This window comes from Pseudomonas sp. N-137, assembly GCF_034555295.1.
GTDB lineage: Bacteria > Pseudomonadota > Gammaproteobacteria > Pseudomonadales > Pseudomonadaceae > Aquipseudomonas > Aquipseudomonas rhizophila.
In genome coordinates this window covers 157,039-177,112 of sequence record NZ_JAXUDQ010000030.1, presented here as the reverse complement: position 1 = coordinate 177,112, position 20,074 = coordinate 157,039, and the positions used below count along the sequence as shown (strand labels likewise).

Genomic DNA, 20,074 nt, shown 5'->3' with positions numbered 1-20,074 from the left:
CAAAAAAACCGCCGCGTTGGGACAGACCGGAAGTGAAATCACCGGTACGTTGCTCGCTACACATTTTTTGGAATCGCCCAGCAAAGACTGCTTGGTAATCGGCAACTCCTGCAATTCAGGCGAATCCACAGAAGTTGTATCAAGAAGGGAGCGTAGTCTACCGGAAAGCCCCTTTCAGCTCAAACCCAGATCTTGGTTTCATGGCTGCCAGATCAGTTGCCAGTTGCCATCAATGCCGCTGTCGAGTCCTGGTAAGCCAGCCACTGCCAGCAATTGCTCGTCCCGATACAGCAGCGGCAATCGACCGCGCGCAAACGCCGGCACGCCTCTTTCGTTGAGCAAACGCTTGAGGTCCCGGTGACCACGACCAGGCAACATCATGGCTTCACCTCCCTGACGATAGCGGACGCAGAGCGGTCCGTCGGGCATTTTACCGTCGAGGGTCACCGTGCCGTTGTCTGGCAGGGTCAATGCTTGAGCAGTCAGCGTCCATTCTACGGGGCCTGCGGCCGGTCGCAGCCAGCGGTCGGATAACCACCAGACGCGCCCGCCGGCGCGGTGCAGTTCGCCACCGGCCAGCCGCCAGATCGGCCGGGCATCGTCCGCTGCATCGCGCAACGAGTCCCAGCCAGACCAATGGTCACTGTCGGGCAGCGTTGTCATCGACGCCAGCCAATGACTCAACGCATTACGCTGACGGGCCGGCGACAAGGCTCGCAACGGGGCCAACTCAAGCGACCGCAACCCAAGCCAGTCGAACGCGCAGGGCGTGATGGCTCGATCCAGATCGATTCGCGCCAGGTCATCCAGCAAGCCTTGGGCCTCACTCAGGTGCGCAGCGCTGCGGGCGAAGGTCGTCGAGGCTTGGGGCCACTGCTCGGTCAATACCGGGAAAATTCGCTGGCGCAGGAAATTGCGCGCGTACCGGTGATCGTCGTTGGAAGGGTCTTCGATCCAGTTCAAGCCCTGTTGCGTCGCGTAGGCTTCCAGCTCCGCCCGGGACACATCGAGCAAGGGTCGCAGCAAGTACCCCTGGCCCAGAGGACGCTGCCGAGGCATCGCCGACAAGCCCCTCACCCCTGCCCCACGCAACAAACGAAACAACAGGGTTTCAGCCTGATCGTCGCGATGTTGACCGGTGAGTAGCACTTCATTGCTGTGGAGCAGCGCCACGAAGGCAGCATAGCGCGCCTCCCGGGCGGCACGCTCGACGCTGGCACCGGCCGGGACTTGCACGTTCACTACTTCCAGCGGCACCCCAAGGGCCTTGCAGACCGAGCGACAATGGTCCGGCCATGCATCGGCCACAGCCTGAAGGCCATGATGGACGTGGACAGCACGTAACGGTGGCAGGGCTTCATTTTTGGAGAGAGACGCGAGCAGGTGCAGCAGGACGGTGGAATCGAGGCCACCGGAGAAGGCGATGCGCCAGGTGACGGCGTTGCGCCAGGGGGATAGCTGTGTGAGGAGCCGGGTTGGCAGATCCGCGCTTGGGTTCATAGGAGTCAGCCTTGGCACAAACAACTGTGGGAGCGAGCCTGCTCGCGATGGCGGTATATCAGTCAACTCATTTGTTGAATGTTAAACCGTATCGCGAGCAGGCTCGCTCCCACATGGGCATTGCGGTCGGATCAGAGACCGTAGCTCATCAGCCGCTCATAGCGACGGGCCAGCAGCGCCTCGTTGTCGAACTTCTTGAGCATCGACAGTTGCGAGCTCAGCTCGGCACGAATCAGCGCCGCAGCCGCGGCCGGATCACGATGAGCGCCGCCTACAGGCTCGCTGATCACTTTATCCACGATACCCAGGCCTTTGAGACGCTCAGCGGTGATGCCCATGGCTTCGGCGGCATCCGGCGCCTTCTCGGCGGTTTTCCACAGGATCGAGGCGCAGCCTTCCGGCGAGATCACCGCGTAGGTGGAGTATTGCAGCATGTTCAGCTGATCGCAGACACCAATGGCCAGCGCACCGCCGGAACCACCTTCGCCGATCACGGTGGCGATGATCGGGGTTTTCAGTCGCGCCATTACGCGCAGGTTCCAGGCGATCGCTTCGCTCTGGTTGCGCTCTTCGGCGTCGATGCCCGGATAAGCGCCCGGCGTGTCGATGAAGGTCAGGATCGGCATCTTGAAGCGCTCGGCCATTTCCATCAGGCGGCACGCCTTGCGATAGCCTTCCGGACGCGGCATGCCGAAGTTGCGGCGCACCTTTTCGCGGACTTCGCGGCCTTTCTGATGGCCGATGACCATCACTGGCTGGTCGTCCAGACGGGCGACGCCACCCACGATCGCGGCGTCGTCGGAGAAATGCCGATCGCCGTGCAGCTCATCGAACTCAGTGAAGATGTGCTCGATATAGTCCAGGGTGTAGGGACGACGCGGATGACGCGCCAGGCGGGCGATCTGCCAGCTGGTCAGCTTGCCAAAGATGTCTTCGGTCAGCGTGCGGCTTTTGTCCTGCAGACGAGAGATTTCATCGCCGATATTCAGCGAATTGTCATTACCGACCAAGCGCAACTCTTCGATCTTGGCTTGCAGGTCGGCGATCGGCTGTTCGAAATCTAGAAAATTCGGGTTCATAGGCGTCCGTCTTGGGTCGACGTCCAAGAGAGCTTGGGCCGGCCGGTTGTCTATTCGCGCCCTACCTTAAGGGAGAGGCGCGTTCAGGTCGAGATTAAAAATTCGGGTCGAGATCAGGGCCGCTCCAAGGTTCAGGAGTGGCACCTGGCCGTCAACGGTATTGGAGGAAGACGTTGTCTTTGCCGAACTGGTCACGCAAGGCTTGAATCAACGCATCCGCCGGATCGATCCGCCAGCCTTCGCCGAACTGCAGCACAGCCTTGGCGTCGGGGCGCACGTACTCCATGGTAATCGGGCAAGCACCGCGATGGCGCTTGAACAACTCCCCCAGCCAGCGTAGCTGATCGCCCTTGAGATCCTGGGTCTGCAATTTCAGGCGCAGGCTCTCGGCCAGGTTGGTCCGGGCATCTTCCATGCTCATCACCCGTTTGACCCGCAGCCGCAGGCCACCGGAAAAGTCATCGTTGCTGACTTCGCCTTCCACCACGACCATCGCGTCAGTCTGCAACAGCGACTGGGCCGAATGGAACGCATCGGCAAACAACGACGCCTCGATGCGCCCGGAGCGGTCGTCGAGGGTGATGAAGCCCATCTTGTCGCCCTTTTTGTTTTTCATTACCCGCAGGGCGATGATCATACCGGCGACGGTCTGCGTGTCACGCGCCGGCTTCAGATCAATGATGCGCTGGCGGGCGAACCGGCGGATCTCGCCTTCGTACTCGTCGATCGGGTGACCCGTGAGGTACAGGCCCAAGGTGTCTTTCTCACCCTTGAGACGCTCCTTGAGCGTCAGCTCCTTGGCCTTGCGGTGATTGCCGTAGACATCGGCATCTTCCTCGACAAACAACCCGCCAAACAGGTCGGCGTGACCACTGTCATGGGTCCGGGCGGTTTGCTCGGCGGCCTTGATCGCTTCTTCCATGGCCGCCAGCAGCACCGCGCGGTTGCGGTCGATATTGGCCTGGTAGGCCTTGGGTTCATCCTGGAAGTACGGGCCCAGACGGTCCAATGCACCGCTGCGGATCAAACCGTCGAGGGTACGTTTGTTGATGCGTTTGAGATCGACCCGGGCGCAAAAATCGAACAGGTCCTTGAACGGTCCGTCCTGACGGGCTTCGGTGATGGCTTCCACCGGTCCTTCACCCACGCCCTTGATCGCCCCCAGTCCATAAATGATGCGGCCTTCGTCGTTCACCGTGAACTTGAACTCCGAAGCGTTCACGTCCGGCGCGTCGAGGCGCAACTTCATGGTCCGCACTTCTTCGATCAAGGTCACGACCTTGTCGGTGTTGTGCATATCCGCCGACAGTACCGCGGCCATGAATGGCGCCGGGTAGTGGGCCTTCAGCCACGCGGTCTGGTACGACACCAGACCATAGGCGGCCGAGTGGGATTTGTTGAAGCCGTAACCGGCGAATTTTTCCACCAGGTCGAAGATGTTACCGGCCAGGTCCGCATCAATGCCGTTGTTCGCACAACCCTCAATGAAACCGCCGCGCTGCTTGGCCATTTCCTCGGGCTTTTTCTTACCCATCGCCCGACGCAGCATGTCCGCGCCGCCGAGGGTGTAACCGGCCATTACCTGGGCAATCTGCATCACCTGTTCCTGGTACAGGATGATGCCGTAGGTCGGTGCCAGGACCGGCTTGAGGCCGTCGTACTGATAATCCGGGTGCGGGTACGCCAGCTCGGCGCGCCCGTGCTTACGGTTGATAAAGTCATCCACCATGCCCGATTGCAGCGGGCCCGGACGGAACAGGGCCACCAGTGCGATCAGGTCTTCGAGGCAGTCGGGCTTGAGCTTTTTGATCAGCTCCTTCATACCCCGGGATTCAAGCTGGAACACTGCCGTGGTTTCGGCTTTTTGCAGCAGGCTGTAGGTCGGCTTGTCATCCAGCGGGATGAAGGCGATGTCCAGCGGCTCTTCGCCGACCTTGGCCCGGTCACGGTTGATGGTTTTCAGCGCCCAGTCGATGATCGTCAGGGTCCGCAGGCCAAGGAAGTCGAACTTCACCAGGCCCGCCGCCTCGACGTCATCCTTGTCGAACTGGGTCACCAGGCCGTCGCCCTCTTCATCGCAATAGATCGGCGAGAAGTCAGTCAGCTTGGTCGGCGCGATCACCACGCCCCCGGCGTGCTTGCCGACGTTACGCACCACGCCTTCAAGCTTGCGGGCCATCTCCCAGATTTCCGCGGCTTCTTCATCGACCTTGATGAAGTCCCGCAGGATTTCTTCCTGCTCGTAGGCTTTTTCCAGGGTCATGCCGACTTCGAACGGGATCATCTTCGACAGACGATCCGCCAAACCGTAGGACTTGCCCTGCACCCGCGCCACGTCACGCACCACAGCCTTGGCGGCCATGGAACCGAAGGTGATGATCTGGCTCACCGCGTTGCGGCCGTATTTCTCGGCCACGTAATCAATCACCCGGTCGCGACCGTCCATGCAGAAGTCGACGTCGAAGTCGGGCATGGACACCCGTTCCGGGTTGAGGAAACGTTCGAACAGCAGGTCATATTCCAGCGGGTCGAGGTCGGTGATCTTCTGCACGTAAGCCACCAGAGAGCCTGCACCCGACCCCCGGCCTGGCCCCACCGGCACGCCGTTGCTCTTGGCCCACTGGATAAAGTCCATCACGATCAGGAAGTAACCGGGGAAGCCCATCTGGATGATGATATCCAGCTCGAAATTCAACCGGTCGACATAGACCTGGCGCTTGGCCTCGTAATCTTCGGTGGTGTCCTTGGGCAAGAGAACGCTGAGGCGCTCATCCAGGCCATCGAAGGACACCTTGCGGAAATACTCGTCGATGGTCATGCCATCGGGGATCGGGAAGTTGGGCAGGAAGTGCTTGCCCAGCTTCACTTCGATGTTGCAGCGCTTGGCAATCTCGACCGTGTTTTCCAGCGCCTCGGGCAGGTCGCTGAACAACTCGGCCATTTCCTCGGCGCTTTTGAGGTATTGCTGATCGCTGTAGTTTTTCGGACGACGCGGATCATCGAGCGCCCGGCCTTCACCGATGCAGACGCGGGTTTCGTGAGCCTCGAAATCTTCCTGCTTGATGAAGCGCACGTCGTTGGTCGCCACCAGCGGCGCACCGATCCGGTCGGCCAGGGCCACGGCGGCATGCAGGTGTTCTTCGTCGTTGGGGCGATTGGTGCGTTGCACTTCAATGTAGAAGCGGTCCGGGAACACCGCCATCCAATCGCGGGCCAGCACTTCGGCTTCTTCTGGATTGCCACTGAGCAGGGCCAGGCCGATTTCACCTTCCTTGGCCGCCGACAGCATGATCAAACCTTCATTGGCCTCAGCTACCCATTCGCGCTCGATGATGATCGAGCCGTTGCGCTGGCCATCGATAAAACCGCGGGAGATCAACTCGGTGAGGTTGCGGTAACCCACGGCGTTCATCACCAGCAGGCTGATGCGGCTCAGCGGCGCGTCCGGGTCTTTGTTCGACAGCCACAGGTCGGCCCCGCAGATCGGCTTGATCCCGGCGCCCATGGCATTTTTGTAGAACTTGACCAGCGAACACATGTTGTTCTGGTCGGTGACCGCCACAGCAGGCATGTTCATGCCCACCAGGGTCTTGACCAGTGGCTTGATCCGCACCAGGCCATCGACCAGGGAGTATTCAGTGTGCAGGCGTAGATGAACGAATGAAGCCGGCATAGTGATCCTGCGTTAAGTCATGAAAACAACAAGGCCCGGATTGTACCGAGCCTTGGGTAAAACATCAGCATGATTGCCTTGCCACAAAAGCCTGCATCAAGAGACCGCAGTCTGATGACTTACGATCAAACCCTCACGGGCTTCATAAGCCAGCCGCACCGGCGCGAACGAGCGCCGATGGATCGGCGTTGGCCCAAGGCGCGCCAGCGCTTCCAGATGAACGGGTGTCGGGTAGCCCTTGTGGCCGCCGATGCCGTAGCCCGGGTAAATCAATTCAAAGGCGCTCATTTCCCGATCACGGCTGACCTTGGCCAGAATCGATGCCGCCGCAATGGCCGGCACCTTGCCGTCCCCCTGAACGACTGCTTCGGCGCGCATAGACAGCTTCGGGCACCGATTGCCATCGATCATCGCCAGTTTCGGGGTGATGTGCAGGCCTTCCACGGCACGCTGCATCGCAAGCATGGTGGCGTGCAGGATATTCAGCTCGTCGATCTCCTCCACTTCAGCCCGGGCAATGCACCAGCTCAGGGCTTTCTCGCAGATTTCGTCGTAGAGCTTTTCGCGACGGGCTTCGGTGAGCTTCTTGGAGTCGTTGAGGCCCAGAATGGGCCGGTTTGGATCGAGAATCACCGCTGCCGTCACCACGGCGCCGCACAACGGTCCACGACCAACCTCATCAACACCGGCCACCAGCTCTTCAACTTCAGCCACCAGATTGAAGTCCAGGCCCATCTGCAATTTCACGTTACTCATGGTTTGGCGCCGATCAGGGTCAATACTGCGTCGGCGGCCTGGTTGGAGGCATCGCGGCGCAAGGTACGGTGAATGTCATCAAAGCCCCGGGTCTGCTCCTGGCCACCGTCGATCAAGGGCGACAGCGTACGGGCCAGCGCATCGGCGGTTGCCTCGTCCTGCAGCAATTCAGGCACCAGCAAGCGCTGGGCCAACAGATTGGGCAAGGAGATGTAGGGGCTCTTGACCATGCGTTTGAGGATCCAGAACGTCAACGGCGCCAGACGATAGGCGACCACCATCGGGCGTTTGTACAGCAACGCCTCAAGGGTAGCAGTGCCAGACGCAATCAACACGGCGTCACACGCAGCCAGTGCGAGATGAGAGCGGCCATCGAGCAATGTGACAGGCAGATCGCGCCCGGCCAGCAGCGCTTCAAGCTGAGCCCGTCGCTGCGGGCTGGCACAGGGCAGAACAAAACGCACGCCGGGACGCATCGCTCGCAGACGCTCGGCGGCGTCGAAGAACAAGCCTCCCAGGCGACTGACCTCGCCGCCACGGCTACCGGGCATCAAGGCCACCAGCGGGCCGTCGGGCAAGCCCAACGTCTGACGCGCCGCGTCACGATCCGCTTGCAGGGGAATGGTATCGGCCAGGGTATGGCCGACAAACCGTACCGGCACGCCCTTCTCTTCGTAGAATCGGGCTTCGAACGGCAGCAGCGTGAGCATCAGGTCGCAGCCTTCGCGGATTTTCAACACGCGCTTCTGCCGCCAGGCCCAGACCGAGGGGCTGACGTAGTGCACCGTTTTGATACCGGCCTGACGCAACTTGAGTTCGATATTGAGAGTGAAATCCGGCGCATCGATACCGATGAACACATCCGGTTTTTCGTCGATCAGGGTCGCGATCAGCTTCTTGCGGCGAGCCAGCAGTTCGCGCAGACGTCCGAGCACCTCAACCAGCCCCATCACCGACAGGCGTTCCATGGGGAAATATGACGCCAGCCCTTCGGCCTGCATCAAGGGGCCACCGACACCGATGAACTCCACTGCTGGGTGCTGCGCCTTGAGCGCACGCATCAGACCGGCACCCAGAATGTCACCGGAAGCCTCTCCCGCCACCAGTGCTATACGCAAGTTAGCCATGGTTAGCGAGTGATGCCGCGAGTCGAGGACTGGATGGAGTCACGGAATATCGCGACTTCCGGGAACTGCGCCGAAGCCTCGGCCAACTCGACAAGGGCCTGTTCGACGGTCAACCCCTGGCGGTACACAACCTTGTAGGCGCGCCGCAATGCCGTGATCGCCTCTTCGCTGAAACCACGACGGCGCATGCCTTCGAAATTCATACTGCGGGCTTCGGCCGGGTTACCGAACACAGTGACATAGGCCGGTACGTCCTTGCCGATGGCGGTGCCCATGCCCGAGAAGCTGTGGGCGCCGATATGACAATATTGATGGACCAAGGTGAAACCGGACAGGATCGCCCAGTCGTCCACATGCACGTGGCCAGCCAACGCGGTGTTGTTGACCAGGATGCAATGGTTGCCAATGACGCTGTCATGACCGATATGGGCGTAGGCCATGATCAGGTTATGGTTGCCCAGAGTCGTTTCGGAACGATCCTGAACGGTGCCACGGTGAATCGTCACGCCTTCGCGGATCACGTTGTGATCGCCAATGACCAGCCGGGTTTCTTCACCTTTGTACTTGAGATCGGGCGTGTCCTCGCCTACCGAAGAAAACTGGTAGATGCGGTTGTGCCGACCGATCCGGGTCGGACCCTTGAGAACTACATGGGGCCCGATCACCGTACCCTCGCCGATTTCCACACCTGGGCCGATGATCGACCATGGGCCGACCTCGACATCGGCGGCCAGGACTGCCGCCGGATCGATGATTGCGCGAGGGTCAATCAAACTCATAGTTTGCGTTCCGCACAGATGATTTCAGCGGAGCAGACTGGCTTGCCGTCGACCGAAGCCTGGCATTCGAACTTCCAGATCTGGCGCTTGCAACTGATGAATGTGGCTTCGAGGATCAGCTGATCGCCCGGGGTGACCGGCTGGCGAAAACGCAGCTTGTCGGAGCCCACGAAGTAGTAAAGCGTGCCGTCGGCAGGCTTCACGTCGAGCATTTTGAAACCAAGGATCCCGGCAGCCTGAGCCATTGCCTCGATGATCAGCACGCCGGGCATGATTGGATGCGCGGGAAAGTGACCATTGAAGAACGGTTCGTTGATGCTGACATTCTTGTAGGCGCGAATCCGCTTGCCTTCAACGTCAAGTTCCACCACCCGGTCCACCAGCAGGAACGGGTAACGGTGAGGCAGGTATTCGCGAATCTCGTTGATGTCCATCATTTCGGGGGGAAGCCTATGTAAAGATTGGAAGCGCACGATCGACGCGCGCCCCTCTAGCAAATCAAGGAGGCAGTCTAGCGGCTGTGCACACTTGATATGGAAATGGTATCAGCCATCTGATGAAGCATTACCGTCAGGGGTCACGTCCCCTACACGCTTTTCCAACTGACGCAAACGCCGCGCGATGTCATCGAGCTGGCGGATTCGGGCCGCGCTCTTGCGCCATTCGGCCGCCGGTTGCATCGCCGTGCCGGAAGAATAAGCACCCGGCTCGGTGATCGAATGGGTCACCATGGTCATTCCGGTGAGGAATACGTTGTCACAAATATCAATGTGCCCCACCAGCCCCACGCCACCGGCGAGCATGCAATGCTTGCCGATCCGGGTGCTGCCGGAAATGCCTACGCAGGCGGCCATGGCGGTGTGATCACCGACCTGGACGTTGTGGGCGATCTGAATCTGGTTGTCGAGCTTGACGCCATTGCCGATGACCGTATCAGACAGGGCGCCCCGGTCGATCGCGGTGTTGACGCCGATTTCCACGTCATCACCGATGGTCACGCCGCCGATCTGGGCGATCTTTTGCCAGATCCCCTTCTCCTTGGCAAAACCGAAACCTTCACCGCCCAGTACCGCACCCGACTGGATCACTACCCGCTTTCCGATACGCACGTCGTGATACAACGTGACCCGCGGAGCAAGCCAGCCACCCTCACCGATCTCGCAGCGCGCACCGATGAAGCAATGGGCACCCAGCGTGACGCCCGGGCCGACCCGGGCGGCGCTTTCAATGACGACAAAAGGACCGATGCTGGCCGTGGGATCAACCACCGCATCCGCCGCGATGACCGCGCTGGGATGAATGCCGGGGGCCGACTTGGGCTTGGGGTCGAACAGGTGGGAAATCCGCGCATACGCCAGGTAGGGATCCGGTACGATCAGCGCATCGCCCGCGAACCCGTCAGCATCGGCAGGCTTGAGCAACAGCGCTGCGGCCCGGCTGTCGGCCAGGTATTTGCGATATTGAGGATTTGCCAGGAAGCTCAACTGAGCTGGGCCAGCCTCTTGCAAAGTGGCTAGCCCAGTGATGACCTTCTCCGGGTCGCCACGCAGGGTGGCGCCGAGGAACTCAGCCAGTTGGCCGAGCTTGATAGTCGCGGTCATGGATTACTTCAGCTGATTCATGCGCTCGATAACCTGGCGCGTGATGTCGTACTGGGGTTTGACGTCAATCACTGCACCACGCTCGAACACCAGGTCAAAACCACCTTTCTTGATGACTTCTTCCACCGCCCGATCGAGCTTTGGCTTGAGCTGCTTGAGCATCTCGCGGTCGGCAACGGCTTTCGCTTCGTTCAGCTCCTTGGACTGGAACTGGAAGTCACGGGCCTTTTGCTTGAACTCAAGCTCCAGACGCTCACGCTCGCCCTGGGCCATTTTGTCGCCACCGGAAACCAGACGATCCTGGATACCCTTGGCGCTGCTCTCCAGGCTCTTGAGCTTGGTCAGCTGCGGGCCGAACTTCTTCTCGGCATCCACGGCGTATTTCTTCGCCGCGTCGGATTCCAGCAGGGCCATCTGATAGTTCAGTACGGCAATCTTCATGTCGGCAAAAGCCGGACCTGCGACCATCAAGGTCGCCAGGAGAACCAATTGAGTCAACTTACGCACGATGTACTCCTACAAAATCCATTGTCGTTATCTTGGGTCAGACGCTTAAAACGTCTGGCCGAGGGAGAATTGGAACACTTGGGTTTCAGCGTCATCCGGTTTCTTGATCGGCATCGCCAGGGCGAAGCTCAAAGGACCGAGCGCGGTGACCCAGGTCACACCCACGCCCACGGAACTTGCCATGTTGCTCAGGCTGATGTCGTTGCACTTGGTATTGGACCTGGTGCCGTCGGCGTTGGTGGTGTCCTCGCACGAAGAGTCGAATACGTTACCCACGTCCCAGAATACCGAGGTACGCAAGGAGCGCTGATCCTTGACGAACGGCATCGGGAACAACAGCTCGACACCGCCCTGGATCAGGACATTACCACCGAACGGCAGCGGATCCTGGTCCGGATCACGTATGGTTCCCGGGTTGGTGCCCTTGCTTGGCGTACTGCGCGGGCCAAGGGTGCTGTCCTTGAAGCCACGGACCGAGTTGAAACCACCAGCATAGTAGTTCTCGTAGAACGGCAAGCCGTCGGTGGAACCATAACCGTCGCCATAACCCAGCTCAGTGTGCAGGCGCATGGTGTAATTATCAGACAGCGGCTGGAACAGTTGGCCACGATAGTCGAGCTTGAAGAACGAGAGGTCGCTGCCAGGGGTGGTAGTTTCCAATACCAGGCTCTGGGAACGACCACGGGTCGCCAGCACACCTTTGTTCAGGGTCGATTCGGACCAACCGACAGACGCCTTGAAGTTCAGGTACTTGTCGCCTTCCTTTTCAACGAAGTCAAAAATCTCGTCAACGGTATAACGCCCGGTGCTGATCTCGTCCTGCTGGGCGGTGAGACCGAACGTCAGACGCGAAGTCTCGCTGATTGGATAACCCACGTTGACGCCTGCACCCAGGCTATCCACGGCATAGCTGGAGATGTCGGAGTCGAGCTCATCATAGTCAGTGGTGCGATAGAAGGCGTTGTAGCCCAGGCTCACACCGTCAGCAGTCCAGTAGGGGTCCACGAAACCGAAGTTGTAGCGGGTCTGGTATTCGCTGCGGGTCAAGCCAACGCTGACCCGGTTACCGGTACCCAGGAAGTTGTTCTGGGTGATCGAACCACCGAGGATCAGGCCGGCGCTCTGGGCGAAACCGACGCTGGCGGTGATCGAGCCGGACGCCTGCTCTTCGACACTGTAGTTCACATCGACCTGGTCATCGACGCCCGGTACTGCCGGGGTCTCGACGTTGACTTCCTTGAAGAAGCCCAGGCGCTCCAGACGGGTCTTGGACTGGTCGATCAGGTAGGTCGACGCCCAGCCACCTTCCATCTGGCGCATTTCACGGCGCAGCACCTCATCTTCGGACTTGGTGTTGCCACGGAAGTTGATGCGGTTGACGTAGGCACGCTTACCCGGATCCACGGCGAAGGTGATGTCGACGGTATGGTCTTCATCGTGCGGTTGCGGCACGCCGTTGACGTTGGCGAAGGTGTAGCCCTCGTTGCCCAGACGACGGGTGATCAGCTCGGAAGTGGTGGTCATCAGCTTGCGCGAGAACACCTGGCCCTTCTGCACCAGCAGCAGAGAGGTGACCTGGTCTTCAGGCACCTTCAGGTCGCCGCTGAGCTTGACGTCACGAACGGTGTACTTGTCGCCTTCGTTGACGTTGACGGTGATGTAGACGTGCTTCTTGTCCGGGGTGATGGACACCTGGGTCGAAGCGATGTCCATGTTGATATAGCCGCGGTCCAGGTAGTAGGAACGCAGACGTTCCAGGTCACCGGAGAGCTTTTCACGGGCGTACTTGTCGTCGTTCTTGAAGAACGACAGCCAGTTGGTGGTCTTGAGTTCGAACAGGTCGATCAGGTCTTCATCAGGGAAAACGGTGTTGCCCACCACGTTGATGTGCTGGATCGCGGCCACGGTGCCTTCATTGATGTTGACCTTCAGGCCTACGCGGTTGCGCGGCTGCGGCACCACTTCGGTGTCGACGGTGGCCGAGTAACGGCCCTGGGCAACGTACTGGCGTTGCAGCTCGTTACGAACACCTTCGAGGGTGGCGCGCTGGAAGATCTCGCCTTCGGCCAGACCGGACTGTTTGAGGCCCTTCATCAGGTCTTCAGTGGAGATCGCCTTGTTGCCTTCGATCTCGATACTGGCAACCGATGGACGCTCAACTACCGTGATGACCAGTACATTGCCATCACGACCCAGCTGGATATCCTGAAAGAAGCCGGTTTTGAACAGCGCGCGAGTGGATTCCACCAGACGCCGATCATCCGCCTGCTCGCCGACGTTTAACGGCAAGGCACCAAAGACACTACCCGCGGAGACCCGCTGGAGGCCATTGACGCGAATATCAGAGATAGTGAAGGACTCGGCGTGAACTTCGGCGATCATCAATACGGTGAGAACCGCAGTTAGCAGCAGACGTTTCATGAAGTCCTTTCTTATTCCAACTGGCAATAAACAAACTGCCGCAAAATGCGGCAGATTCGCAATTCAGCGAAGCGTTACAGACGACCCAGATCGTTGACCAAGGCAAGCAACATTACCCCGACCACCAAGCTGATACCGATCTGTATCCCCCAACCTTGCACCCTATCCGACAAGGGACGACCACGCGCCCACTCGATCAGATAAAACAACAAATGCCCCCCATCCAGTACCGGAATGGGCAGCAAATTCAGAACCCCCAGGCTAATGCTCAGATAAGCAAGGAAATTCAGGAAATCAGCGACGCCCGACTGGGCAGAAGCGCCCGCCACTTTAGCAATGGTTATCGGTCCACTCAAGTTTTTTACCGAGAGCTCGCCGAACAACATTTTCTTGAGCGAATCGAGGGTCAGGATGCTCATGGTCCAGGTACGACGCGCGCCCTCGCCAATCGCCGCCAAAGGGCCGAAACTGACCTCGCGGATCATTTCCGGCGGCCAGTCGACAGCCTTGACGCCGGCACCCAGATAGCCGGTCGGCGCCTTGCTCTCGCCACGGGCGCCCAGGGTTACCGGGACGTCGATCGGCGCACCATCGCGCTCGACGCGCAGCACTATCTTGCTATCCGGACGTACACGAACCAAATCGACCACCTGCTGCCAGTCACTGACCGGCAGGCCATCGAGCGCCAGCAGCCGATCACCGGTCTTCAGGCCTGCAGCCTGGGCCGGGCCTTTCGGGTCGAGTTCGGCGAGTATCGGCGGCAAGGCCGGACGCCATGGCTTGATCCCCAGGGAACGGATCGGATCCGGCTCGTCGGCGCCCTTGAGCCAGTTGTCCAGGATCAGTTCGCGAGGCGAATCCACCGTGGAACCCTGCTCGCGCACCATCAATTGCAACGAACCGCTCTCACCCAGGCGACGCACCAGTTGCAGGTTGACCGCCGCCCAGCCCGATGTCGGCTCCCCATCGATGGCAACGATTTCCTGCCCGACACCCAGCCCGGCACGGGCGGCGACGCTGCCGGCCTCCACCCCACCGATGACCGGACGCACCTGCTCGCTGCCCAGCATGGCCAGGGCCCAGAAAAAAACCATGGCCAGCAAAAAGTTGGCTATCGGCCCCGCCGCCACGATGGCAATACGCTGACGGACGGTCTTGCGATTGAAGGATTGGTCGACCTGATCGGCCGGCACTTCACCTTCGCGCTCGTCGAGCATCTTCACGTAGCCGCCCAGCGGAATGGCTGCCACAACGAATTCGGTGCCCTTTTTGTCATGCCAGCGCAGCAGCGGCATGCCGAAACCGACGGAAAAACGCAGAACCTTGACGCCACAGCGCCGCGCGACCCAGAAATGACCGAATTCGTGAAAAGTGACCAACACCCCCAATGCAACCAGGGTGCCGACAATCATATAGAGCGCGCTCATCTGTTTTCTCCGCAATCCTGCCCAGGACAACCCTGGCTAACGTACCGCAGCCTCAACGCCCGTGGCGCTTCAACCATTGGCCCGCCAGCTCACGAGCCCTGGCGTCCGCCGTGAATACCGCATCGAGGTCATCGAGCGAAACCACAGCCTCGAGGTTCAAGACCTCCTCGATGATACTCGCGATCTCGAGGTAACGGACACGTCCGTCGAGAAACGCTGCAACCGCCACTTCATTGGCAGCATTGAGCATGGCCGGAGCACTGTTGCCTGCCTCAGCCGCTTGTCGCGCCAGACGCAGGCATGGAAAGCGCTGCTCATCAGGCGCCTGGAAATCCAGGCGGGCAATGGCGAACAGGTCCAGCGGCGCCACGCCCGAATCAATCCGCGCAGGCCAGGCCAGCGCATTGGCGATCGGAGTACGCATGTCCGGGTTGCCCAATTGAGCCAGCACCGAACCGTCTATGAAATCCACCAGGGAGTGAATCACGCTCTGCGGGTGAATCACCACTTCCACCTGGGACGGCTTGGCATCGAACAACCAGCAGGCCTCGATCAGTTCCAGGCCCTTGTTCATCATGCTGGCCGAATCCACGGAAATCTTGCGCCCCATGGACCAGTTCGGGTGAGCACAAGCCTGCTCGGGTGAAACATGCACCAACTCTTCCAGCGGAGTCTGCCGGAACGGACCGCCGGAAGCCGTCAGTAAAATCCGCCGGACCCCCACTGCGCCCAGGCCGCGGGAAAAGTCCTGCGGCATGCATTGAAAAATCGCATTGTGCTCGCTGTCGATGGGCAGCAGCACCGAACCGCTTTTGCGCACGGCCTGCATGAACAGCGCGCCGGACATGACCAGTGCTTCTTTATTGGCCAGCAGGATTTTTTTGCCTGCCTCTACCGCCGCCAGCGTTGGACGCAAACCCGCCGCGCCGACAATCGCCGCCATCACCGCGTCGACTTCAGGATCGGAGGCGACCTGACACAACCCTTCCTCCCCCACCAGGACACGGGTAGGCAAGCCCGCCGCGCGCAAGTCGTCCTGCAAGGCGCGGGCAACGCCAGCCTCAGGCACCACGGCGAAACGCGGGGTATGGCGTATGCACAGCGCCAGCAGTTCACTCAAGCGAGTAAAACCACTGAGGGCAAATACCTGATAGCGCTCCGGGTGACGGCCGATGACATCAAGCGTACTCAGGCCGATCGAACCGGTAGCACCCAGGACGGTAATTTGTTGAGGGCGACTCACGATGCCGCCATCCATAGCAGCACGGCAAAGATCGGAATCGCAGCGGTCAGGCTGTCGATGCGATCCAGCACGCCACCATGGCCGGGCAGCAGATTACTGCTGTCCTTGATGCCGGACTGACGCTTGAACATGCTTTCGGTCAGGTCGCCGACCACCGATACAAATACGATGAGAGCAGCCCCAAACAGGCCCATCAGCAACTGCCCGGCACTCCACTCCCGCACGACGCCGACCACCGCTGTGATCACCAGGCTCAAGGCCAGGCCTCCATAGACCCCTTCCCAGCTCTTGCCGGGACTGACCTTGGGAGCAAGCTTGCGCTTGCCAAACGCCCGTCCGGAGAAATAGGCACCGACATCCGCCCCCCAGACCAACACCATCACAGCCATGATCTGCCAGTTGCCCAACGGGCCTTGCTTGATCCAGATCAGCCCTTGCCAGGCCGGCAGCAGGATAAGCAGGCCAATCACCAGCTTCGCGGCAGCACCTGCCCAATGATGCGTGGTGCGCGGATAGGTCAACACCAGGAAGGTCGCCGTGGCCCACCACAATACCGCTGCCCCCAGAACCCAGGGCGCGATACCCGGCACCAGGTACATGACGAACAGCATCGCCGCCACGGCCACGGCATAGGCCACGCGCGCAGACTGCGCCGGGAAGCCCGCCAAGCGCGCCCACTCCCATGCCCCCAAGGTCACGACCAATCCGATGAACAGCGCGAAACTGGCACCTTCAAGCAGGAAAAATCCACCCAGGGCGATGGGCAACAGGATCAGAGCGGTGATGATTCGTTGTTTAAGCATTAAACCCGGGCTCCAGCTTCGATCTGCTCGCTCGTTTTACCGAAACGACGCTGACGGGAAGCGAAATCGGCCAGCGCCGTGCGCATGGCTTCGTGTTTGAAGTCCGGCCAGAACAGGTCGGAGAAATACAGCTCGGCGTAAGCCAGCTGCCAGAGCAGGAAGTTACTGATGCGATGCTCGCCACCGGTACGAATGCACAGGTCCGGCAACGGCAAGTCGCCAGTGGCCAGACAGGTCTGCAGCAGCTCAGGCGTGATGTCTTCCGGCCGCAGATGCCCGGCCTGGACCTCCCGCGCCAGCCGCTGGGCTGCCTGGGCGATGTCCCATTGGCCGCCATAGTTGGCGGCAATCTGCAGGACGAACCGATTGGCACCCGCCGTGGCGGCCTCGGCTTCGCGCATCGCAGCCTGCAACTCGGGATGAAAGCGCGAGCGGTCACCAATGATGCGCAGGCTGATGCTGTTGTCGTTGAGGCGCTTGGCCTCACGCCGCAGAGCCTTGAGGAACAGATCCATCAAGGCGCTGACTTCATCGGCCGGACGCTGCCAGTTCTCGCTGGAGAAGGCGAACAGGGTCAGCACCTCGACCCCGGCCTCGGCACACACCTCGATGACCGCGCGAACTGCATCGACCCCCGCCTTGTGCCCGGCCACGCCAGGCATAAAGCGCTTCTTGGCCCAGCGATTATTGCCATCCATGATGATCGCCACGTGACGCGGAATCGCAAACGGCACGGCCTGTTTGGTCTTTTCCATGAAAACGAGACCCTTATACGGCCATCAGGTCTTTTTCTTTCTGCGCCAAATCCGCATCGATCTTAGCCACGTACTTCTTGGTCAGATCATCAATCTCGCCAGCGGCGCGACGCTCTTCGTCTTCACTGATTTCCTTTTCCTTGACCAGATCCTTGAGCTGGCTGTTGGCATCACGACGGATGTTGCGCACGGCAACGCGAGCGTCTTCAGCCACATCACGGGCCTGCTTGGTGAAGCCCTTACGGGTTTCCTCGGTCAGGGCAGGCATGGAAATCAGCAGCAACTCACCCAGGTTGGTCGGGTTCAGGTTCAGGCCGGCACTGCCGATGGCCTTGTCGACCGCGCCCAGCATGTTGCGCTCAAAGGCAACGACTTGCAGGGTCCGGGCATCCTTGACGGTGATGTTGGCCACTTGCTTGATCGGCGTATCAGCGCCGTAGTACGGCACCATCACGCCTTCGAGAATGCTTGGGTGCGCCTGGCCGGTACGAATGCGACCGAAGTTGTGTGCCAGCGATTCCACGGATTTCTGCATGCGCTCTTGAGCGTCTTTCTTGATTTCGTTGATCATTGTTGTACTTCCTCGATCAGTGTTCCTTCGGCGCCGCCATGCACGATATTCAGCAGGGCGCCGGGCTTGTTCATGTTAAAGACGCGCAGCGGCATCTTGTGGTCGCGGCACAGACAGATAGCCGTCAGGTCCATGACACCCAGCTTGCGATCCAGTACTTCATCGTAGGTCAGATGATCGAACTTCTCGGCATGCGGATCTTTGAACGGGTCAGCGGTATAGACGCCATCGACCTTGGTTGCCTTGAGCACGACATCGGCATCGATCTCGATCGCTCGCAAGCAGGCGGCCGAATCCGTGGTGAAGAACGGATTGCCGGTGCCGGCGGCAAAAATCACCACTTCCTTGGCATTGAGGTGGCGCATGGCTTTGCGGCGGTCGTAGTGATCGGTCACGCCGACCATGGAAATGGCCGACATTACGATGGCCGAGATATTGGCACGCTCCAGCGCATCGCGCATAGCCAGGGCGTTCATCACAGTGGCCAGCATGCCCATGTGGTCGCCCGTAACCCGATCCATGCCGGCCGCGCTCAGCGCTGCGCCGCGGAACAGGTTGCCGCCGCCGATGACCAGGCCGACCTGAACGCCAATTCCGACCAACTGGCCGACTTCCAGCGCCATGCGATCCAGCACTTTCGGATCGATCCCGAACTCTTCCGAGCCCATCAGGGCCTCGCCGCTAAGCTTGAGTAGAATGCGTTTATAGCGAGCCTGATAACCACTGCCCTGCTGAGCCATTGCGAATCTCTCCTGCGGCGTATTTTCGAAAATTCTTTCAGGCTGTTTGCAGCCTGCGTTCACTCTAGCTTGACGCTGACACAGCGCCATCGAAACACGGCTTTGTAAGCCAGTTCCGACAGGAAACCAATAAAAATCGGTATCCCATCCAAAAAGAGGCTGCGCGCGTGAGCGGGCAGCCTCTTCAGGGCGACAGTTAAAAAAACCGTCTTATTGCTTGGAAGCAGCCGCTACCTGAGCAGCAACTTCGTCAGCGAAGTTGTCGACTGGCTTCTCGATGCCTTCACCTACCGCAAAGCGAGTGAAGGAAACGATTTCAGCGCCGCCTTTCTTGGCCAGGGCACCCACGGTGATTTCCGGGTCCTTGACGAAAGCTTGCTCAACCAGGCTGGCTTCAGCCAGGAACTTGCTGATGCGGCCGCCGATCATTTTTTCAACGATTTCAGCTGGCTTGCCTTTCATCTTGTCTTCGTTGAGGCTCATGAACACGGCTTTTTCGCGTTCGATGGCTTCAGCGGAAACTTGCGATGGCAGCAGGAACTCAGGGTTGCTGGCCGCTACGTGCATGGCGATGTCCTTGGCCAGTTCAACGGAACCGCCCTTGAGGACAACTGCAACACCGATCTTGTTACCGTGCAGGTAAGTACCGACCACGTCACCTTCAACGCGAGCCAGACGACGGATGTTGACGTTCTCGCCGGTCTTGCCGACCAGAACCAGACGATCAGCTTCACGAGCTTCGATCAGCGGAGCGACATCAGTCAGTTTGTCAGCAAAGGCTTTTTCGACGCTGGCAGCGACGAATGCCTTGAAGTCATCCTGCAGAGCCAGGAAGTCGGTCTGGGAGTTGACTTCCAGCAGAACGGCGACCTTGCCGTCGTCCTTGATGGCGATGGCGCCTTCAGCGGCGACGTTGCCGGCTTTCTTGGCAGCCTTGATGGCGCCCGAAGCACGCATGTCATCAATGGCTTTCTCGATGTCGCCGCCAGCCTTGGTCAAGGCCTTCTTGCAGTCCATCATGCCTTCGCCGGTACGCTCGCGCAGTTCTTTGACCAACGCTGCAGTAATCTCTGCCATTTCAAAATCCTCTTG

At 59.9% G+C, this 20,074-nt stretch carries 17 protein-coding genes; all 17 read right to left on the bottom strand.

Annotated features, from left to right (window positions below; translation table 11 throughout):
- Nucleotides 1-198: 198 nt before the first annotated feature.
- A complete protein-coding gene (tilS, locus tag T3A99_RS21820) occupies nt 199-1,500 on the bottom strand; it encodes a tRNA lysidine(34) synthetase TilS (RefSeq protein WP_322834794.1) in 1,302 nt (433 codons plus the stop codon).
- A gap of 131 nt (nt 1,501-1,631) precedes the next feature.
- On the bottom strand, nt 1,632-2,579 hold the full coding sequence (locus tag T3A99_RS21815) for an acetyl-CoA carboxylase carboxyltransferase subunit alpha (protein ID WP_047227574.1): 948 nt from the start codon (nt 2,577-2,579) through the stop codon (nt 1,632-1,634).
- Between the two features lie 151 nt (nt 2,580-2,730).
- The gene (gene dnaE, locus T3A99_RS21810; protein WP_076386183.1) at nt 2,731-6,252 is read right to left on the bottom strand and encodes a DNA polymerase III subunit alpha; all 3,522 of its coding nucleotides are present in this window, start codon (nt 6,250-6,252) and stop codon (nt 2,731-2,733) included.
- A gap of 96 nt (nt 6,253-6,348) precedes the next feature.
- Nucleotides 6,349-6,993, bottom strand: a complete 645-nt coding sequence (gene rnhB / locus T3A99_RS21805) for a ribonuclease HII (RefSeq protein WP_160891751.1) — start codon at nt 6,991-6,993, stop codon at nt 6,349-6,351.
- An 11-nt stretch (nt 6,994-7,004) separates the two neighbouring features.
- Nucleotides 7,005-8,135 carry a lipid-A-disaccharide synthase gene (lpxB, locus tag T3A99_RS21800; RefSeq protein ID WP_173407340.1) on the bottom strand — a complete coding sequence of 377 codons (1,131 nt, stop codon included), beginning with the start codon at nt 8,133-8,135 and terminating at the stop codon, nt 7,005-7,007.
- Nucleotides 8,136-8,137: 2 nt separating this feature from the next.
- Nucleotides 8,138-8,914, bottom strand: a complete 777-nt coding sequence (gene lpxA, locus T3A99_RS21795) for an acyl-ACP--UDP-N-acetylglucosamine O-acyltransferase (RefSeq protein ID WP_047227570.1) — start codon at nt 8,912-8,914, stop codon at nt 8,138-8,140.
- Nucleotides 8,911-9,351, bottom strand: coding sequence for a 3-hydroxyacyl-ACP dehydratase FabZ (gene fabZ / locus T3A99_RS21790; RefSeq protein ID WP_047227569.1), 441 nt, complete (start codon nt 9,349-9,351; stop codon nt 8,911-8,913). Before fabZ ends, lpxA begins: the two co-directional genes overlap by 4 nt.
- A gap of 108 nt (nt 9,352-9,459) precedes the next feature.
- A complete protein-coding gene (gene lpxD / locus T3A99_RS21785; protein WP_047227568.1) occupies nt 9,460-10,515 on the bottom strand; it encodes a UDP-3-O-(3-hydroxymyristoyl)glucosamine N-acyltransferase in 1,056 nt (351 codons plus the stop codon).
- A 3-nt stretch (nt 10,516-10,518) separates the two neighbouring features.
- Nucleotides 10,519-11,022 (bottom strand): OmpH family outer membrane protein, encoded by a 504-nt coding sequence (locus T3A99_RS21780; RefSeq protein ID WP_047227567.1) that lies wholly within the window; start codon nt 11,020-11,022, stop codon nt 10,519-10,521.
- 45 nt (nt 11,023-11,067) lie between these two features.
- Complete coding sequence (gene bamA / locus T3A99_RS21775) at nt 11,068-13,443, bottom strand: outer membrane protein assembly factor BamA (RefSeq protein WP_139051056.1); 2,376 nt, start codon at nt 13,441-13,443, stop codon at nt 11,068-11,070.
- Nucleotides 13,444-13,517: 74 nt separating this feature from the next.
- A complete protein-coding gene (gene rseP, locus T3A99_RS21770; RefSeq protein WP_322834793.1) occupies nt 13,518-14,870 on the bottom strand; it encodes an RIP metalloprotease RseP in 1,353 nt (450 codons plus the stop codon).
- A gap of 52 nt (nt 14,871-14,922) precedes the next feature.
- Entirely contained in the window at nt 14,923-16,113 is a 1,191-nt protein-coding gene (gene ispC / locus T3A99_RS21765) for a 1-deoxy-D-xylulose-5-phosphate reductoisomerase (protein ID WP_274090897.1), read from the bottom strand.
- Nucleotides 16,110-16,916, bottom strand: coding sequence for a phosphatidate cytidylyltransferase (locus tag T3A99_RS21760; RefSeq protein WP_047227564.1), 807 nt, complete (start codon nt 16,914-16,916; stop codon nt 16,110-16,112). Before T3A99_RS21760 ends, ispC begins: the two co-directional genes overlap by 4 nt.
- Entirely contained in the window at nt 16,916-17,671 is a 756-nt protein-coding gene (gene uppS / locus T3A99_RS21755; RefSeq protein ID WP_047227563.1) for a polyprenyl diphosphate synthase, read from the bottom strand. Before uppS ends, T3A99_RS21760 begins: the two co-directional genes overlap by 1 nt.
- Nucleotides 17,672-17,684: 13 nt before the next feature.
- Nucleotides 17,685-18,242, bottom strand: coding sequence for a ribosome recycling factor (frr, locus tag T3A99_RS21750; protein ID WP_047227562.1), 558 nt, complete (start codon nt 18,240-18,242; stop codon nt 17,685-17,687).
- Nucleotides 18,239-18,982: a UMP kinase gene (pyrH, locus tag T3A99_RS21745; protein ID WP_024779012.1), complete on the bottom strand. Its 744-nt coding sequence runs from the start codon at nt 18,980-18,982 to the stop codon at nt 18,239-18,241. Before pyrH ends, frr begins: the two co-directional genes overlap by 4 nt.
- Before the next feature lie 210 nt (nt 18,983-19,192).
- Nucleotides 19,193-20,059 (bottom strand): translation elongation factor Ts, encoded by an 867-nt coding sequence (gene tsf, locus T3A99_RS21740; protein ID WP_047227561.1) that lies wholly within the window; start codon nt 20,057-20,059, stop codon nt 19,193-19,195.
- Nucleotides 20,060-20,074: the final 15 nt, after the last annotated feature.

What these genes read in the sequence shown, in the direction of transcription:
- frr (WP_047227562.1), bottom strand. Translation starts at nt 18,242, where the DNA reads ATGATCAACGAAATCAAGAAAGACGCTCAAGAGCGCATGCAGAAATCC.
- lpxA (WP_047227570.1), bottom strand. Translation starts at nt 8,914, where the DNA reads ATGAGTTTGATTGACCCTCGCGCAATCATCGATCCGGCGGCAGTCCTG.
- tsf (WP_047227561.1), bottom strand. Translation starts at nt 20,059, where the DNA reads ATGGCAGAGATTACTGCAGCGTTGGTCAAAGAACTGCGCGAGCGTACC.
- lpxD (WP_047227568.1), bottom strand. Translation starts at nt 10,515, where the DNA reads ATGACCGCGACTATCAAGCTCGGCCAACTGGCTGAGTTCCTCGGCGCC.
- lpxB (WP_173407340.1), bottom strand. Translation starts at nt 8,135, where the DNA reads ATGGCTAACTTGCGTATAGCACTGGTGGCGGGAGAGGCTTCCGGTGAC.
- rseP (WP_322834793.1), bottom strand. Translation starts at nt 14,870, where the DNA reads ATGAGCGCGCTCTATATGATTGTCGGCACCCTGGTTGCATTGGGGGTG.
- fabZ (WP_047227569.1), bottom strand. Translation starts at nt 9,351, where the DNA reads ATGATGGACATCAACGAGATTCGCGAATACCTGCCTCACCGTTACCCG.
- tilS (WP_322834794.1), bottom strand. Translation starts at nt 1,500, where the DNA reads ATGAACCCAAGCGCGGATCTGCCAACCCGGCTCCTCACACAGCTATCC.
- pyrH (WP_024779012.1), bottom strand. Translation starts at nt 18,982, where the DNA reads ATGGCTCAGCAGGGCAGTGGTTATCAGGCTCGCTATAAACGCATTCTA.
- bamA (WP_139051056.1), bottom strand. Translation starts at nt 13,443, where the DNA reads ATGAAACGTCTGCTGCTAACTGCGGTTCTCACCGTATTGATGATCGCC.
- dnaE (WP_076386183.1), bottom strand. Translation starts at nt 6,252, where the DNA reads ATGCCGGCTTCATTCGTTCATCTACGCCTGCACACTGAATACTCCCTG.
- T3A99_RS21760 (WP_047227564.1), bottom strand. Translation starts at nt 16,916, where the DNA reads ATGCTTAAACAACGAATCATCACCGCTCTGATCCTGTTGCCCATCGCC.
- T3A99_RS21815 (WP_047227574.1), bottom strand. Translation starts at nt 2,579, where the DNA reads ATGAACCCGAATTTTCTAGATTTCGAACAGCCGATCGCCGACCTGCAA.
- uppS (WP_047227563.1), bottom strand. Translation starts at nt 17,671, where the DNA reads ATGGAAAAGACCAAACAGGCCGTGCCGTTTGCGATTCCGCGTCACGTG.